Below are 16201 nucleotides of genomic sequence, written 5' to 3' on the forward strand. Positions count from 1 at the left end.
AAGACCACCCGCTGTTTCCTGGACACCCTCCTGGCCGATTATCCCGAACACTGAGAAGGTTCCGGCGCGACCACCTCGGTTACAGCAGGAACCGGACCATATCCGCGGTACGCACCAACCCGGGTAGTGCCTCCGGCGTCGACCGCGGATGCAGCACATGCACTGCCAGCCGGAACATGACCGCGCGCAACAACATCTGCGGCCATTCGGGCAGATCCGCCCATCGTTCGAGCAATCCCTCGTCGGCGCCGCCCCACGACAGCGCATCCACCACGATCACGCCCGCCGCCCACGCGGCCGGCCGCCAGTACGGGGTGATATCGGTGAGCCCGGGAGTCTGCGCGCCGGCGAACAGTACGGTGCCGAACAGGTCGCCGTGCACCAGCTGGGCCGGGGTGCGAACCGGTTTGCGCAGCGTGGACAGCTGGCCGATCAGGTCCAGGCTGTGCCGGCCGTCCGGTGAATTCTCGATCACCGCACCCGCCGCGCGCAGCGTACGCAACGGCACCGTCTCCCATGCCGCCCGATCCGCGGCCACGAAAACATCCACATCCAGCCACGGTGTCACCGGCGGCTGGGACAAGAACCGGGGCCGCTCCAGGGTGGCGGTCGCCTTGTGCAGCCGCAGCGATACCGAGACCACCTCGTCGTGCCGCGGCTCCGGGGAGCCGGGCATATAGGTATCGCAACGCCACCCCGACACCACATATCGCCCGTCGGTGGCCCGCACCGGCCGGGCCAGCCGCAACCCGTCCACCCGCAGGTTTTCCCGGGTCTTGGCCGACCACGCGGCCCGGGCATGATCGGCGACCGGGCTGAGCACCACATCACCGAGGCGCCAGCCGCCCTCCCAGTCACCGAGAGCGACCGGGTCCAATTCACGCAGACCGAATGTGGCCCGCACATGTTCGGGGGGTTCGACTGTGGTGGTCACGCGCCGTACCGTACTCCCGGCGCCCAGCACGTCGAGTGCGCCACACCGAGCCGTAGCCGTGCCGCGACGCGCCGGTCACAACCCCGGAACACGGTGCAGAAGCGGACTGGATCGTCCGGCGCCACATCGGCTGTACGCCGGATGTACCAGCACCCTCGGATCGCATCTGGCGATCCGTTCTCCGCGACAACCGAGTCACCGGGAGGCGGACCCTGGATCCATTGCCCGGCGCATCGGGAATTCGGCGGTCAGTACACCGGTAGCGAGGGATCCACCTGGTGCGCCCAGGCGATCACACCGCCCTGGAGATGGGTCGCATCGGCGAAACCGGCGCGTTTGAGCGCGGCCAGCGCCTCGGCAGACCGGATTCCGGTCTTGCAGTGCAGCACGATCTTCCGGTTCTGCGGCAGTTCCGACAGCGCCTCACCGGAAAGGATGCGATCCTTCGGGATCAGCGTCGCACCCTCGATATGCACGATGTCCCACTCCACGGGTTCGCGGACATCGATCAGCTCCACATCACCGGCGGCGAGCATATCCTTGAGCTCACGCGCGGTCACGGTCGAACCGGCCGCCGCGGCCTGGCCTTCTTCCGACACCACACCGCAGAACGCTTCGTAGTCGATCAGTTCGGTGATCGGCTCACGCGCGGGATCGCGGCGCAACTTGATCGTCCGGTAGCTCATATCGAGGGCGTCGTACACCATGAGCCGGCCCAGCAGCGGTTCGCCGATACCGGTGAGGAGTTTGATCGCCTCGGTCACCATGATCGAACCGATGGATGCGCACAGCACCCCGAGCACACCGCCCTCGGCGCAGGACGGCACCATCCCGGGCGGCGGCGCCTCCGGGTAGAGGTCGCGGTAGTTGATCCCGCGGCCGTCGGGCGCGTCCTCCCAGAACACCGAAACCTGGCCCTCGAACCGGTAGATCGAACCCCACACGTAGGGCTTACCGGCCAGGACGGCGGCGTCGTTGACGAGATAGCGGGTGGCGAAGTTATCGGTGCCGTCGAGGATCAGGTCGTATTCGGAGAACAGTTCCACCGCGTTCTCCGGCTCCAGCCGGATCTTGTGCAGCCGCACGTCGATAGTGGAGTTGATCTCCAGAATCGAATCGCGGGCGCTGTCGGCCTTGGGCCGGCCGATATCGGATTCCCCGTGGATGACCTGCCGCTGCAGGTTCGAGGCATCCACTTCGTCGAACTCGACGATGCCCATCGTCCCCACCCCGGCGGCGGCCAGATACAGCAGAGCCGGCGAGCCCAGGCCGCCCGCACCGATCACGAGCACCTTCGCGTTCTTCAGCCGCTTCTGCCCGTCCATCCCCAGATCGGGAATGATCAGGTGGCGGCTGTACCGGGCGACCTCGTCCTTGGTCAGCTCCGCCGCAGGCTCCACAAGTGGGGGCAGAGACTTCGGTGATGACACGTCTGCGAACTCCTCGTATCGAATAGCCGGGTTCCGGTTACAACGCGGGCCCACCGAGCATTCTTCCCGATCAGCCGCGTGGATAAGGCCACGGGTTGAAACGGCAGGTCTTCCCGTCCATCGGCACCACCCCGGACGGGTCGAGCGCGGCGATCTCGTTGTTCGCCGTACCGAAGGTCTGCTGCATCATCACCGGCGCCAGCCCGCCCTCGCTTTCACACGGCTGATGTGCGTGGTAGCCGATGGCATGACCCACCTCGTGGTTGACCAGGTACTGCCGATAGGAACCGATATCCCCGTCGAACGCCGGCGCACCCCGGACCCAGCGTGCCTCCGACAGCACCACCCGCCCCTGGTCGGAGTTGTAACAGGACGAGTCGATCGGGATCTCGAATCCGCAGGCCTCGCGGGTGGTGTTGCGGGCGGTGAGCGAAATACGGAAATCCGGGTCGCCGCGGTCGATCCGCCGGAAGGCGAACTTTCGGTCGTGCACCCAGCTCTTCGGGTTACCCAGGGTCGATTCGACCATCCTGGCCACCGAATCGTCGCCGCCGAACGCCCGGGTATCGATCCCGTTCTCGATTTCGACGGTATAGCTGAAGGTGTACTGCTCCCCCGCCCCGGCCTGTTCGGATGTTCCCGGCACCACTCGCCAGGCGCCCTTACCGTTCTCGGTGAACTGTCCACCGGCCGGCAGGGCTCCGACGGGCAGATCTTCCGGAAAATGCCCGTCGCCCGGTGGCGCCCCGATGATCCCCGCACTGGCCGGTGGCGTTCCGAGCACACCCGGCGCCGGATCGGCCGGTTCTGCTGTGATCCCCGGCCCGGACCGGACGGCATCGACCGCGACGAAAGCAGTGAGGGCCACCAACACCGGGAGTGCGTAGGCACGCCAGCCGTAGCGTGCGGCGAAACGGCGCAACCATGCCCGTTTCCCACCGGCCGGCCCGGAATCGGCAGGCGGCGGGGTCGCGGTGGGATCCCAGCGTGCGACCAGCGGCTGCCGGGATTCATCCGCCCGCTCGACCGCGGAACCGGCCCCGATCGTCGTCGCGTCGTCGGCGGCGAGGTCTGGATCGTGGGGGCGGTGCGCGCTGCGCCCGCCGCCGGAAGAGCTGTCCGGTCGGTCGGTCACAGCGTCCACACTCTCACAGGCGGTCCGGACCGGCGGCAACTGCGGTGGCCGGGGTACCGGGTTCGCCCACCCGGGTCGGCAACAGCACTGTGAGCGAGTATGGTGCTCAAAAGACCCGGTACACACCCCTTTGCCGGGGAATCGACTGGGAGATCCGAATATGACCGACCTCGTGGACCGGATGACGTCGCGCTCCTCTTCCGGCACCGCCCCCAAACGTGGCACCCGGCTTCCACGTGACGAACGACGCCTGCAACTCCTGGCCGCAGCCAGCGAGGTCTTCGTACTCCGCGGCTATCATGCCGCCGGAATGGACGAGATCTCCCAATGTGCGGGAGTCAGCAAGCCGGTGCTCTACCAGCACTTCACCAGTAAACTCGAGCTGTATCTGGCGGTTCTGCAGAACTACGTCGACATGTTGGTATCGAGTGTGCGCCAGGCGCTGCGTTCCACCACCGACAACAAACAGCGGGTCCGGGCGGCCGTCGCCGCCTATTTCGATTTCGTCGACAACGAGATGCAGGGTTTCCGCCTCGTCTTCGAATCCGACCTCACCAACGAGCCGCAGGTGCAGCGCCGGGTGGAGCAGGCCACCGAAGCATGCGTCGACGCTGTCTACGACCTGGTGGCCCACGATTCGGGCCTGGACCCCTACCGTGCGCGCATCCTCGCCGTCGGCCTGGTGGGCGCCAGCCAGTTCACCGCCCGGTACTGGCTCGAAGCCGATCGGCCGATCCCGAAGGACGAGGCCGTCGACACCACGGTCGCGCTGGCGTGGGGCGGCCTCAAACACGTCCCGCTGCACCCGCTGGTCTGAGACATACGAAGCCCCCGCCCGGATCCGGGCGGGGGCTTCGGCATGCTACGGGGCGCCGGCCTCAGACCGCGGCGAAACCCACCCGGCCGCCGGTGGCCGCACCGATCTCCACGTAGGCGATCTTGCCAGCCTGGATCAGGTACTTCCGGCCCTTCTCGTCGGCCAGCGTGAGGACCCCACCCGAGGCGCCCAGCGCTTCGGATACCAGTGCCTCGACCTCGTCCGGGGTCTGTGCGCTGGAGATGACGAGCTCGCGCGGGCTATCCGAAATACCGATCTTGACCTCCACGGCCAACCTCCGAACCTTAGAGTTCTGTGCTGTCCCCGCAAGGTTAGTTGAGCCCTGTCGCACCGTGGCAGATACCCGGGTGCGCCCTCAGCGAACACCGGCCGCACCCATCCGAACTACAGGCCGAGGACCGCCATGCGTTCGGAGTGGGCGGTCTGCATACGGTCGAAGAGGGTGGCGATACCGTTGAGATCGCCGGTGGCCGCGAGGACCAGTTCGGTCAACTCGTCGCGCTGGGCCATCACATACTGGGCCTGGGTGATCGCCTCACCGAGCAGGCGGCGGCCCCACAGGGTGAGCCGGTCGCGTTCCGAACGGCTCGCCGCCACCGCCCGGCGGACCTCGTCGATCACGAATTCCGAATGCCCGGTATCGGCCAGCACATCGCGCACCACGGCGGCCACATCGGGGCTCAACGCTCCGGCGATCTCCCGGTAGAAGTCCGCGGCAATACCGTCGCCGACATGGAACTTCACCATCGATTCCAACCAGGTCGACGGGTCGGTGGAGCGGTGGTAGTCGTCCAAGGCCCGGGTGAACGGCGCCATCGCCGCGTACACCTCGGCACCGCGCGCGGTGAGCGCGGCCTCGAGACGTTCGAAATGCGCGAGTTCGGCCGCCGCCATACGGGCCACCGCGACCTTGCCGGGCAGGCTCGGCGACAGCGCCGCCTCCTCGGTGAGCCGGTAGAAGGCAGAGATCTCACCGTAGGCCAGGACCGCGAACAGGTCGGTGACGCCGGGATGCTCGGCGGGGATAGGTGATGCGATCGGCTCGCTCGGCGTAACACCCAGCGCGGCGGGTGACTGTGCTCCCATGGAACTCCAGCGTAGTACCTGCCGGCGCCGGGCGATCGCGGTCACGCCGGTGTTGTGAGGAACTTGTCGAGGTAGGTCCAGGTGGTGTCACGGGCGGTGGCGCCGGTCAGGATCGCCAGATGCCCGCCGGGTGCCGTCTCGTAGCGCACCGTTTCGGCGCCGGTGAGAGTGCGCAATCCACGTTCCACCGCGCGCGCCGGAGTGATCACGTCCGAGGGCCCGCCCACCAGTAGTACCGGCGCGGTGATATCGGCCAGCCGGATCGGCCCGGTACCGAAATTCACCACCCCGCGCCCGATTTCGTTACGCAGTACGAGCCGGTTCCACAGCTGCTGATACATCCGGCCCGGGTAGCCGGGCATATCGGCCATGAACCGGTCGACGGCCTCCATCCGGGCCAGCGATTCGGTGCGCGCCAGATTCCCGGCCACGAACCAGGGCCGCTTGACCTCCCGGTCCCATGCGGTGATGCGGTAGGCGAGCCGGGTCAGCGGCGCCGGCACACCCCCCATCGCGCCGAGCGCCGCCCCCACCGCGGCACCGGTTCCGGTACGCCGGGCCAGCGCGGCCAGCTGCGGGGTACCGGGCATCGCGTTGTAGTCCAGCGGTGACCCGATCGCGGTGATCGACCGGATCGGTAACCCGCTATCGGCAGCGGCAGCCAACAGCGCCATCGTGCCGCCCAGCGACCAGCCGACGAGATCCACCCGCGGATCCTCGCCGGCACCGTCCCGGTCGGCGACCGTGCGCCGGATCGCCTCCGGAATGATGTCGTGCACCCAGTCCTCGAACCCCATCCGCCGGTCGGCGTAGGAGATCTCGCCGTAGTCGATCACATACGGCGCCCGGCCGGTCTCCAGCAGGAACTCGGCCACACTCTGCCCCGGCCGCAGATCGAAACAACTGGCCGGCGCGGCCAACGGCGGCACCAGCAGAACCGGCGGCCGCGCCCGGCCCCGGCCGGCCACCGGCGCGGGTTCGAAACGCCGCAACTGCCGATGCGGTTCGTCCCACAGCACCGTCGCCGGTGTCGGTCGGAGCCCCTCCACACCGTCACCGAACGTCAGCGCCCACGCATTACGCGCGGCCCGCTCGACGGCCCGTGTCACCTCCCCCTCGGGATCGACCGCGCGCACGGCACGATCCGCCAGAGCAATACCTCGATCAGCGATACTCACTGTGTTATTTTGGCGCGCCTCCGGCGCGCCGGGGTTCGGCCCCCCTGGCGTGGTTCGAGACCGACGGAGACCCCGCTGGTGGAACTGCCGACGACCACAGGATCCGAGCGGGTCGAACGGTCGGGGAGAACACAGGAACGGTGCGGGCCACCGTGCCCGTCGCGTGAGAGCCGCCCCGCAACGGTGTGTCGCGAATCACCATCGGCGTCGTCGTAACGAACACCCGATGGCCCGAGAACTCGACCAACGGCGGTGCCGAGTTCAGCGAGGCCCTCAAAGGTTTTGGCCCGGCCCTGCGTTCAGCGCTCGATGCGATGCGGCGCAGCCGCGAGTGTCGAGTGCTGAACGCAGGGACCTCAGGGGCCAAAACCGGCGTCGCCGGAGGCGACGCAAAAAAACACAGCTACAATCGCGAACGGACATCCGAAGAATTTCGGTCGATCCGTTGGAATCGGCAGCGCCGAAAGTCGCGCACCGCGGGTGGGCGGAGCGGTAGCGAGGAATTCTACGGAGTCCACGGAAAATGTGCGCGCACCAGATCCGCGTCACCGATGCGCTGCGCCGATGTCCGAGCTTCGCTGTCCGTCATCCGGGCACCTGCCGACATCCGGCGGCGGCCCGGGTGAATATCGCAGGGCGGATCCGTGGTTGTCGTGGGCCGACCGGTCCGCCCCACGCCTCGTGCGCGTGTAGCGCGATAACGAGGGAAGGCACGAAGCTGAGCAAGATCACTGTAGAACCGGAACCGGGACTGGCGGAAACGCTGCTGACAGCCGAGCTGGACGCCGGACATACCGCACCGTCTTTTGCCGAATTGGGAGTGCGCGGCGAAATCGTCCGCGCACTCGGCGAGATGGGTATCGAACGTACTTTCGCAATCCAGGAACTCACCCTGCCACTGGCCCTCGCCGGCGAGGATCTCATCGGCCAGGCCCGCACGGGGATGGGGAAGACCTTCGGGTTCGGGGTTCCGCTGCTGCATCGCATCAGCACCGTGGAATCCGGGACCACCCCGCTGGACGGCACCCCGCGCGCCCTGGTCATCGTGCCGACGCGCGAACTGTGCCTGCAGGTGACCAAGGACCTGGAGAACGCGGCGAAATATGTCAGCAGCGAACGTGGACCGCTGCGGGTGACCTCCATTTACGGCGGTCGTCCCTACGATTCCCAGATCGCGGCCCTGCGCGAGGGCGTGGATGTCGTCGTCGGAACTCCCGGCCGATTGCTGGACCTCGCGGATCAGCAGCACCTGATTCTCGGAAAAGTGGGCGTCCTGGTGCTGGACGAAGCCGACGAAATGCTCGATCTGGGCTTCCTCCCCGATATCGAACGTATTCTCGGCATGGTGCCCGATAAACGGCAGACCATGCTGTTCTCGGCGACCATGCCGGGGCCGATCATCACACTGGCCCGCACTTTTCTCACCCGGCCGACGCATATCCGGGCCGAGGAACCGCACGATTCGGCGGTCCACGATCGCACGGCACAATTCGTGTACCGGGCCCATGCGCTGGACAAGGGTGAATTGGTCGCCCGGATTCTGCAGGCCGAGGGCCGCGGCGCCACGATGATCTTCACCCGGACCAAGCGGACCGCGCAGAAAGTCGCCGACGAACTGGGCGAACGCGGGTTCGCGGTCGGCGCCGTGCACGGCGATCTGGGGCAGATCGCCCGCGAAAAAGCGCTGTCGAAATTCCGTAAGGGCACGATCGACGTGCTGGTCGCCACCGATGTCGCCGCGCGCGGTATCGATATCGACGATGTCACTCATGTCGTCAACTATCAGTGCCCCGAGGACGAGAAAACCTATGTGCACCGCATCGGCCGCACCGGCCGGGCCGGTCGCACCGGTGTGGCGGTCACGCTGATCGACTGGGACGAGCTCACCCGCTGGGCGGCGATCGATGCCGCGCTCGGGCTGGGAATCCCGGAACCGGTGGAAACATATTCGCGGTCGCCGCATCTGTTCTCCGATCTGGGGATCCCGGAGGGTGTGACCGGTACGGTCGGCGCGCGGAAACCGGAACGCGATCCGGACGCCGTGGTGGTCGAACGCCCGGAGCGTGCCCCGCGTAAACGCAACCGGAGGCGGACCCGGGGGGGCAAATCTCTCGAAAATGGCACGGGCGCAGTCGATTCGACAGATGCCGAGGCCACTTCCGAGGTGAGCGGCGGCCCGGCCGCCGCGGAGACGGACGCGGACCCGGAAGCGAGCCCGGCGCGCCGCAAGCGGCGCCGTCGGCGTTCTGCCACCGGCGAGGGTGCCACGGATGACGCGAACAACGGCACGGAGCCGGTGGACGCGAACGGCGGCGAGGCCGCCGAGCAGTCCGCGGAAACCGGCGACAACGCCGACGCCGGGAAACCCGCACGGCGCCGGCGGCGCCGTAAACCGGCCGACAAGAGCGCCGGCGACGATTCCGGCACGTCGGAGTCCGCCGCATCCGCGGACGCGACGCCCAGCATGTCGAACGGCGCCTCGACACCGGAGTGACGCTGAACAGGACGAGGACTCGGGCCGGCGGTTACCGAACCGCCGGCCCGAGTCATTTCGTCCGCGGCGCCGGCCGGGCGGGGCCGCGAGCACCGTCCGGGCGCCCGGCCCGCATCCGTTAGGCTCGCGTACGTGCTCGCACCTGAGCGGCGAACGCGCGCCGATGTCATCACCGCTGCCGCGATCGCCGTCGTCGTGGTGATCGCGGGGATCGTGGCGTGGGTGAGCAGCGATGTCGCCGGAACCGAATCGGTGGTCGCCGACAAGCCCGCCCGCACCCCCTCGGCGGCCCGTGATCTTCCCGATGAACTGCGCGAACTGTGGCGTGCGCCCGATACCGCGACCGACCGCGCACTCACTTCCGAAGGAGTGGCCGTCACCGCGGACGGCGGTACCGTGACCGGTCACGATCGGCGGACCGGTGAACAGGTATGGCGCTACACCCGCGATCTACCGCTGTGCGGTGTCGAAGCACAGTTCGGCATGGTGATCGCCGTGTACCGCAGTGAACGCGGCTGCAGTGAGACCACCATGCTCTCCGGCGCCGACGGCCGCCGCCGCACCGCCCGCAGCAGCTATATGGACGATCAAGTGCGGCTGTCTGTCGACGGCACGTATGTAGTGGCGCACGGGCCGCGGCGGCTGGAGATGTGGCGCTCCGATCTTGTCCGCACCCTCGAATACGGCTATGTCGACGCCAAGGAGAACTGGAAGACCCAGCCGCGGCACGATTGCGAGCTGCAATCGGCGGCCTCGAGTTCGTCGCGGCTGGTGGTGCTGGAACGCTGCCCGGGCGATCCGGCCGGCCGCCTCACCGTGCTGGCGCCCGCACCCAAGGACGACAATGTGCCGGAAGAGTACGGTTCGCGGATCCTGGAAGGTCCCGGCGCGGATTCGCCCGACGCACGTGTTATCGCGGTCTCCGACAACCGGATCGCGGTCTATCAGCCCGGAACGAGCGGCCCCGAGGTGGCCGCACCCCGCCTGACGATATTCGATGCCAAAGGTAATCCGCTGGTGGTACAGGAACTCTCGGCACCACTCGACGAAACCACCACCACCGTCCGGTCCGGTTCCGCATTCCTCGTCTTCACCGGCAACAGCGTGATCGCACTGCAGGCCAGTACTTTCGACCCGATGTGGACCGCGGCCGACGCACTCGGCGCACCCGTGCTCATGGCCGACCGGCTCCTGATTCCGGTACCGGGCGCGATCGCGGCCCTCGATCCCGCCGACGGCACCGAGATCGCCCGAATCCCGGTGGACCGGCCGGACTATCGCGGCGGCCCGATCTCGCTCGGAGTACTGGGCAACACGATTCTGGAACATCGGGACGGAGTACTCGTCGCACTGGCCGATCCGGATGCCCCCGATACCGGCGAGGCCGAGGCGAACCGACCGGCAAAACCACTGCGGTGAAACGTTTTTGTCGGTACCCGCGGGCACACTGGCGGGTATGACAGAAGCAGCCCGGCCCACCGATGCGGCCCCCACGGCCGAGAACGCCCGCTACGACGATCCCGACGCGCCGTGGAATCAGTACACCGAGAACGCTCCCGCGGTCTGGAACACCGAGGTGATCCGCGAATTCCGGGCGAACGGGGGGCGCGTCGGCGGCGCCTATGCCGATGCAACGCTGCTGCTGCTCACCACGACGGGTGCGAAAACCGGTAAGCGGCATGTGGTTCCGCTCGCCGCGCAGTATCGCGGGAAAACCCTCTACATCAGTTCACTCGTCGACGACGGGTATCCATCCTGGTATCACAATGTGCAGGCGGATCCGGCGGTGATCGTGGAGTTGGGCGATCACGTGCACCATGCCACCGCCCGGGTCCTCACCGGCGCCGGCTACGACGAATTCGCCGCCTGGGTGTTGGCGAACAATCCACTACTCGCCGATTTCCAGGCCACCACCGAACGTCCCATCCCCCTGGTGATCCTCACCCTGGCCGGCTCGCGCTGACCGAGGTCCGATGTACGGGTGCCGTCATCGGCCCAGGACCGGCCCGCTGACCGCACCGGGCATCATGGTGCGTATGCCCGGCTCCGAGAACGCCCGTGTGGTGCTGCTGCGCCACGGCGAGACCAGCTGGTCGGTACAGCATCGCCATACCGGCCGCACCGATCTACCGCTGACCACGGCCGGTGAGCACCAGGCCACCGCGGCCGGTCCGGTCGTGGCCGGTTTGGGGCTGCGGGACCCGATGATTCTGGTCAGTCCGCGCGCCCGCGCGCAGCGGACCGCCGAACTGGCCGGGCTGGCCGGCGCACGGATCGAACCGGACCTCGCCGAATGGGATTACGGCGACTACGAGGGCCGCACCACCCCCCAGATCCGTACCGGCGACCCCGGCTGGACCGTCTGGACCGGCGCGGTACCCGGCGGTGAGTCCGCGGCCGAGGTGAGCGTGCGGGCCGATCGTGTGCTCGCCGCCGCGACGGCCGCGCTCGGCGAGCGCGACGTGGTCCTGGTGGGGCATGGGCATTTCTCCCGCGCCCTGATTGCCCGCTGGCTCGGTTTCCCGGTCCGGGAGGGCCGCCGGTTCGCGCTCGCGACGGCAGCGGTCAGCGTCCTGGGCTACGAGCGCGACGAACCCACATTGTGGGCGCACAATCTGCAACCGGGCACTGTATGAGACGGTCACCGGACGGGACGCCGACCTCGCCGCCTACTTCGCCATTCCTGCCGCTGACGTAACCGAAGGAGACTACGTGTCCCACGCTGCCGACCCGGTGATCCGTCGTGCCGAACCCGGCGATGTCCCCGCACTCGTCGACCTGGTCTACGGCCTGGCCGAATACGAGAAGGCGCGGCACGAGTGCACGCTCACCGCCGAGCAGTTGCACACCGCACTGTTCGGCCCGCACCCTGCCGTCTTCGCCCATGTGGCACTCGTGGACGGCACGGTCGCGGGATGCGCCATCTGGTTCCTGAACTTCTCCACCTGGGACGGCGTCCACGGGATCTATCTCGAAGACCTGTATGTCACTCCGGAGGCGCGCGGTACCGGGCTGGGCCGGGCATTGCTGGCCGCTCTCGCGCACGAAGCGCACTCCCACGGCTACACCCGGGTCAGCTGGTCGGTACTGACCTGGAACACGCCGTCGATCGGCTTCTACGAATCGCTGGGCGCCCAGGTCCAGGACGACTGGGTGGGCTACCGGCTCAGCGGTCCGGCCTTGGCCGCGCTCGCCGCGACTACCGGCTCGCACCGGTAACGGCCCGCGCCCGGCGATATCCGGGACGCGGCGCTCATTCCTCGTCCGTGACCCCGTACTCCTGGGCGGCCCAGCGCGAGGTGGGCGGAGCGAACAGCAGACCCAGCGCGCCCAGCGCCACCACACCGAGCAGGGTCCCGAACAGCGGCTGCCCCGAGCCGAACAGCAACGACCACACCACCGGCAGCAGCAACAGCTGGGTTATCACCGCGATGGCCCGCCCCCAGCGCTGTCCGAGCAGCAGGCCGATCCCGGAGGCGAGCACCGCACCGCCGAGGATCCCGAACCACATCGCCGTACCGTAACCGCTGATCGCGTCCTCTTCGTGGCCCAGCAGCGCCCGCACCACGAGCACTACCGCCACGGTCACCGCGACGGCGCCTTCCAGTGTCACCAGCCCACCGGCGCCACGCACGGTCCCGGGCACACCAACGTCTTTTCGCTCGACCACCCCGCCAGCTTAAGTTGTGTTTTCCCGATGCTCGCGGGCGCATGTTCGGCGCCGAGTCCGAGGCATTTGGACCCGTGTGCCGCGGGCGGGCCAGAATTACCTCATGCGGACGTTGTTGATCGTCAACCCCAATGCGACCTCTACCACGGCGGCGACCCGTGACCTGCTCGCGCACGCCCTGGAGAGCCGAACGCAGCTGACCGTCGCGCATACCCAGCATCGTGGCCATGCCGCGGAATTGGCGCAGTGGGCGGCAACCAATGAGATGGATCTCATCGTGGTGCACGGCGGCGACGGGACGGTCAACGAGACGATCAACGGTTTCGTACCGTTGCCGCAGGTGGACGACGGCCAGGCGTGGCGGCCCCGGCTCGGCATCATTCCCGGTGGTTCGGCCAATGTGTTCGCGCGCGCATTGGATATCAAGCCCGATCCCGTAGCGGCGACCAATCAATTGATCGACCTTCTCAAAGCCGGTGACGGGGATCGCCGTATCGGGCTGGGTATCACCGATGACCGGTGGTTCTGTTTCAGCGCCGGGGTCGGTCTCGACGCGGAGGTGTGTGCCGCCATCGATTCGGCACGCGCCAAAGGACGATCGGCGACTCCGGCGCGCTATGTCCGCACCACAGTGGCGCAGTTCTTCCGCACGAAACGGGCGCAACCGGAAGTTACCGTGCACGTTCCGGGGCGCGAGCCTGTTTCGGGCGTGCATTACGCATTCGTCACCAACACCAGTCCGTGGACGTATCTGAATGCGACACCGGTATGTACCAATCCCGGTACCAGGTTCGAATCGGGTCTCGGTGTGTTCGCCGTGCGAACCATGGCATTACTGCCTACACTTCGGCTGGCGACGCAACTGTTGTCGCCACACTCCGAGCCGAAGTCGCGGAAGCTATTTCGTGACGACGACGTCCCGTCGGTGCGCATATCGAGTGCCGAGCCGATCGGCCTGCAAATCGACGGCGACTTCATCGGCAGGCGCGACGTGGTGGATTTCACCGCTGTGCCGGATGTCCTCGATGTGGTCGCTCCACGGCCGGTATGACGTGGCGCATCCGGGAAATAAATCCCGTTTGTGCTGCGGAAACCGGCGTAGGCGAGTAAAAAGGACTGCGGCAGGTCTCCTCGTGGGGCCTTCAGTGCGTGAGCTTCCCCACGGTGCGTCGGATACCTATTGACATCTACGGTGTTCGTGAAAGCATTCACAAGCAACCGTGCGGAAACATTCAGTTCGCACAAGTGAACGATCCAGCAACCGATCGGCGCCCTGTGGCGCCCTACAAAGGAGCAGAAGGAATGGACTGGCGCCATAAGGCCATCTGTCGCGATGAGGACCCTGAACTGTTTTTCCCGGTGGGCAACAGTGGTCCTGCGCTCGCGCAGATTGCCGATGCCAAGCTGGTCTGCGCCCGCTGCCCCGTTACCGCCGAATGCCTGTCCTGGGCTCTGGGTTCCGGGCAGGACGCCGGTGTATGGGGCGGTATGAGCGAAGACGAGCGGCGCGCGCTCAAGCGTCGCAATGCGCGCACCCGCACTCGTACGGCTGTCTGAGAACGCGGGGAAGCGACTACCGGACCATTCCCAGCCCGGCCCGGGGAGTCGTGGATTGCCCGGCACCAGTGAATCTGGTGCCGGGCCGTACTTTATTCAGAGCCGCCGGCCGGGGAACAATCCGCAATTTGCCGGAAAGACACCCGAGAAATAACCGGCGTTTCAGACCATGGCCGATCAGCGGTATGCATAATTGAAACCGGCGAGTTTCCGTCGGGTATCAGCGTGCCGCCCGACGCCCCAACGGCACCCGCAGTACCGCATCCGTTCCGATATCGGTACCCGGGTGTAATCCGATGGATCCGCCCAGTTCCGCGGTGACCAGGGTGCGCACGATCTGCAGTCCCAGACTGTCCGACGACTCCAGGCTGAAATCGGCCGGCAGCCCGCGTCCGTCATCGCTGATGATCACATCCAGCCAGCGCGCCGAACGTTCCGCACGAATGGTCACCGTCCCGTTCTGGCCGCCGTCGAAGGCATGTTCGATGGCGTTCTGCACGAGTTCGGTCAGCACCATCACCAGCGGTGTGGCGCGTTCGGCCGAGAAAACTCCCAGCGAACCCGCCCGGCGCACGGTGATCCGGGCGGTGTGCACGGTCGCGACATCGGCCATGATCGGCAGCAACCGGTCCACGACCTCGTCCAGATCGACCTCCTCGTCCACCGACATGGACAGCATCTCGTGTACCGAGGCGATGGAGGTGACCCGCCGCACCGATTCGGTGAGCGCCACCCGCGCCTCGTCGTTCTCGGTACGCCGCGCCTGCAACCGCAGCAGCGCCGCCACCGTCTGCAGGTTGTTCTTCACCCGGTGATGGATTTCCCGGATGGTGGCATCCTTGCTGAGCAGCGCGCGGTCACGCCGTTTGACCTCGGTGACATCCCGCACCAGCACCGCGGCCCCGGCCAGCTCACCGTGCGGGCGCAGCACCAGGGTGCGCAACAGTACGGTCGCCCCACGTGCCTCGACCTCCATCCGCCTCCCCGTGCGTCCGGCGAGCGCGGCCTGGATATCGCCCACTACTTCCTGCGCGTCGAACGGGTCGGTGATCAGTGATCGGGTGGTGGTCGCCAGATCCTGCCCCGCCAGATCGGCCTGTAAACCCATGCGGTGGTACGCCGACAGGGCGTTCGGGCTGGCATAGGTGACGATGCCGTCGGTATCGAGGCGGATGAACCCGTCCCCGGCCCGCGGGCTGGAATGGGTGGCAGCACGGTCTTCGGTGGTCGGAAAGGTCCCGTCGGCCATCATCTGGCACAGATCATCGGCACAGGCGACATAGGCGATCTCCAGGCCGCTGCGCACCCGGGAACGCTGCCGGTCGGTATCGCGGCTCAGCACCGCGATGACATCGTCACCGCAACGCACCGGGATCGCCTCGCGGATCGCCTGCACCGGGTACGGGTGATACACCCCCGTCGCTTCCCCTTCGGTATCCGTACGCACGATCTCCCCACTGATCAGCGCATCGAAAACCTGCGAGTGATCCGCGCGGCGCGCCACCGAGCCGACCAGGTCCCCCAGGTGGACGGTCGGCGCGGTTGTGGGCCGGCACTGCGCGACGCACACTATATCGGCGCCATCCTGGACGGGCCCCGCCCCGACCCACAGCAGCAGATCGGCGAACGACAGGTCGGCGAGCAACTGCCAGTCCCCCACGACGCGCTGCAGATGATCCACCGCCACCCCGGGGAGATCGGTGTGTTCGGCCAGCAGATCACTCAGTGTCGACATGAGCCAATTCTGGCGTGCCCGCCGCGTACGGAGTTGCGGCCCCCGCCGATCCACTCCGTCACGGCTGCCATCGGTGAATTTGCCCGCGCGATGGGCGACCGATGTCTCATGCGATGGATGGACCGTCATTCGATCGGGAGAGCC

Annotated in this window: 16 protein-coding genes; 8 read left to right on the forward strand and 8 right to left on the reverse strand. The window is 67.3% G+C overall.

What is annotated here, in order from left to right:
• Nucleotides 1–79: 79 nt before the first annotated feature.
• From ON22_RS20120 to ON22_RS20130, 3 genes are all read right to left on the reverse strand, one after another.
• Entirely contained in the window at nt 80–934 is an 855-nt protein-coding gene (locus tag ON22_RS20120) for a TIGR02569 family protein (protein WP_033243585.1), read from the reverse strand.
• 248 nt (nt 935–1182) lie between these two features.
• Nucleotides 1183–2364: an adenylyltransferase/sulfurtransferase MoeZ gene (gene moeZ, locus ON22_RS20125; RefSeq protein WP_033243216.1), complete on the reverse strand. Its 1182-nt coding sequence runs from the start codon at nt 2362–2364 to the stop codon at nt 1183–1185.
• Nucleotides 2365–2434: 70 nt separating this feature from the next.
• Nucleotides 2435–3499, reverse strand: coding sequence for a DUF3152 domain-containing protein (locus tag ON22_RS20130; RefSeq protein ID WP_231508394.1), 1065 nt, complete (start codon nt 3497–3499; stop codon nt 2435–2437).
• Nucleotides 3500–3659: 160 nt separating this feature from the next.
• Here ON22_RS20130 and fasR point away from each other — a divergent pair, with 160 nt between their 5' ends.
• Nucleotides 3660–4316, forward strand: a complete 657-nt coding sequence (gene fasR / locus ON22_RS20135) for an HTH-type transcriptional activator FasR (protein WP_033243217.1) — start codon at nt 3660–3662, stop codon at nt 4314–4316.
• Nucleotides 4317–4377: 61 nt separating this feature from the next.
• Here fasR and ON22_RS20140 read toward each other — a convergent pair whose 3' ends face one another.
• The 3 genes from ON22_RS20140 to ON22_RS20150 form a co-directional block, all read right to left on the reverse strand.
• The gene (locus ON22_RS20140; RefSeq protein WP_033243218.1) at nt 4378–4605 is read right to left on the reverse strand and encodes a DUF3107 domain-containing protein; all 228 of its coding nucleotides are present in this window, start codon (nt 4603–4605) and stop codon (nt 4378–4380) included.
• A 116-nt stretch (nt 4606–4721) separates the two neighbouring features.
• On the reverse strand, nt 4722–5423 hold the full coding sequence (locus tag ON22_RS20145; protein ID WP_033243587.1) for a ferritin-like fold-containing protein: 702 nt from the start codon (nt 5421–5423) through the stop codon (nt 4722–4724).
• A gap of 41 nt (nt 5424–5464) precedes the next feature.
• Complete coding sequence (locus ON22_RS20150; RefSeq protein ID WP_306306611.1) at nt 5465–6601, reverse strand: alpha/beta fold hydrolase; 1137 nt, start codon at nt 6599–6601, stop codon at nt 5465–5467.
• Nucleotides 6602–7352: 751 nt separating this feature from the next.
• Between ON22_RS20150 and ON22_RS20155 the strand changes: the two genes are divergently transcribed.
• From ON22_RS20155 to ON22_RS20175, 5 genes are all read left to right on the forward strand, one after another.
• The gene (locus ON22_RS20155; protein WP_231508512.1) at nt 7353–9095 is read left to right on the forward strand and encodes a DEAD/DEAH box helicase; all 1743 of its coding nucleotides are present in this window, start codon (nt 7353–7355) and stop codon (nt 9093–9095) included.
• A gap of 132 nt (nt 9096–9227) precedes the next feature.
• Nucleotides 9228–10514, forward strand: a complete 1287-nt coding sequence (locus ON22_RS20160) for an Rv3212 family protein (protein WP_063820615.1) — start codon at nt 9228–9230, stop codon at nt 10512–10514.
• Between the two features lie 37 nt (nt 10515–10551).
• On the forward strand, nt 10552–11058 hold the full coding sequence (locus ON22_RS20165) for a nitroreductase/quinone reductase family protein (protein ID WP_033243591.1): 507 nt from the start codon (nt 10552–10554) through the stop codon (nt 11056–11058).
• Between the two features lie 73 nt (nt 11059–11131).
• Entirely contained in the window at nt 11132–11731 is a 600-nt protein-coding gene (locus tag ON22_RS20170) for an acid phosphatase (protein WP_033243592.1), read from the forward strand.
• 97 nt (nt 11732–11828) lie between these two features.
• The gene (locus tag ON22_RS20175) at nt 11829–12314 is read left to right on the forward strand and encodes a GNAT family N-acetyltransferase (RefSeq protein ID WP_033243593.1); all 486 of its coding nucleotides are present in this window, start codon (nt 11829–11831) and stop codon (nt 12312–12314) included.
• A gap of 34 nt (nt 12315–12348) precedes the next feature.
• On the opposite strand, the gene ON22_RS20180 is transcribed toward ON22_RS20175, so the two are convergent.
• Nucleotides 12349–12765: a hypothetical protein gene (locus ON22_RS20180; RefSeq protein ID WP_033243219.1), complete on the reverse strand. Its 417-nt coding sequence runs from the start codon at nt 12763–12765 to the stop codon at nt 12349–12351.
• Between the two features lie 103 nt (nt 12766–12868).
• Between ON22_RS20180 and ON22_RS20185 the strand changes: the two genes are divergently transcribed.
• Together ON22_RS20185 and ON22_RS20190 are read left to right on the forward strand one after the other, a co-directional pair.
• Nucleotides 12869–13816 carry a diacylglycerol/lipid kinase family protein gene (locus tag ON22_RS20185; RefSeq protein ID WP_033243594.1) on the forward strand — a complete coding sequence of 316 codons (948 nt, stop codon included), beginning with the start codon at nt 12869–12871 and terminating at the stop codon, nt 13814–13816.
• A gap of 251 nt (nt 13817–14067) precedes the next feature.
• Complete coding sequence (locus ON22_RS20190) at nt 14068–14322, forward strand: WhiB family transcriptional regulator (RefSeq protein ID WP_033243220.1); 255 nt, start codon at nt 14068–14070, stop codon at nt 14320–14322.
• A 220-nt stretch (nt 14323–14542) separates the two neighbouring features.
• Here the strand turns inward: ON22_RS20190 and ON22_RS20195 are convergent, their stop codons facing one another.
• On the reverse strand, nt 14543–16057 hold the full coding sequence (locus tag ON22_RS20195) for a sensor histidine kinase (protein ID WP_033243595.1): 1515 nt from the start codon (nt 16055–16057) through the stop codon (nt 14543–14545).
• Between the last annotated feature and the right edge of the window lie 144 nt (nt 16058–16201).

The organism is Nocardia carnea NBRC 14403, from assembly GCF_000308515.1.
Taxonomy (GTDB): domain Bacteria; phylum Actinomycetota; class Actinomycetes; order Mycobacteriales; family Mycobacteriaceae; genus Nocardia; species Nocardia carnea.

Excerpts from the sequence above, each read along its gene's own strand:
- ON22_RS20195 (WP_033243595.1), bottom strand. The coding sequence starts at position 16,057 with ATGTCGACACTGAGTGATCTGCTGGCCGAACACACCGATCTCCCCGGG.
- ON22_RS20170 (WP_033243592.1), top strand. The coding sequence starts at position 11,132 with ATGCCCGGCTCCGAGAACGCCCGTGTGGTGCTGCTGCGCCACGGCGAG.
- ON22_RS20165 (WP_033243591.1), top strand. The coding sequence starts at position 10,552 with ATGACAGAAGCAGCCCGGCCCACCGATGCGGCCCCCACGGCCGAGAAC.
- ON22_RS20190 (WP_033243220.1), top strand. The coding sequence starts at position 14,068 with ATGGACTGGCGCCATAAGGCCATCTGTCGCGATGAGGACCCTGAACTG.
- ON22_RS20145 (WP_033243587.1), bottom strand. The coding sequence starts at position 5,423 with ATGGGAGCACAGTCACCCGCCGCGCTGGGTGTTACGCCGAGCGAGCCG.
- ON22_RS20185 (WP_033243594.1), top strand. The coding sequence starts at position 12,869 with ATGCGGACGTTGTTGATCGTCAACCCCAATGCGACCTCTACCACGGCG.
- fasR (WP_033243217.1), top strand. The coding sequence starts at position 3,660 with ATGACCGACCTCGTGGACCGGATGACGTCGCGCTCCTCTTCCGGCACC.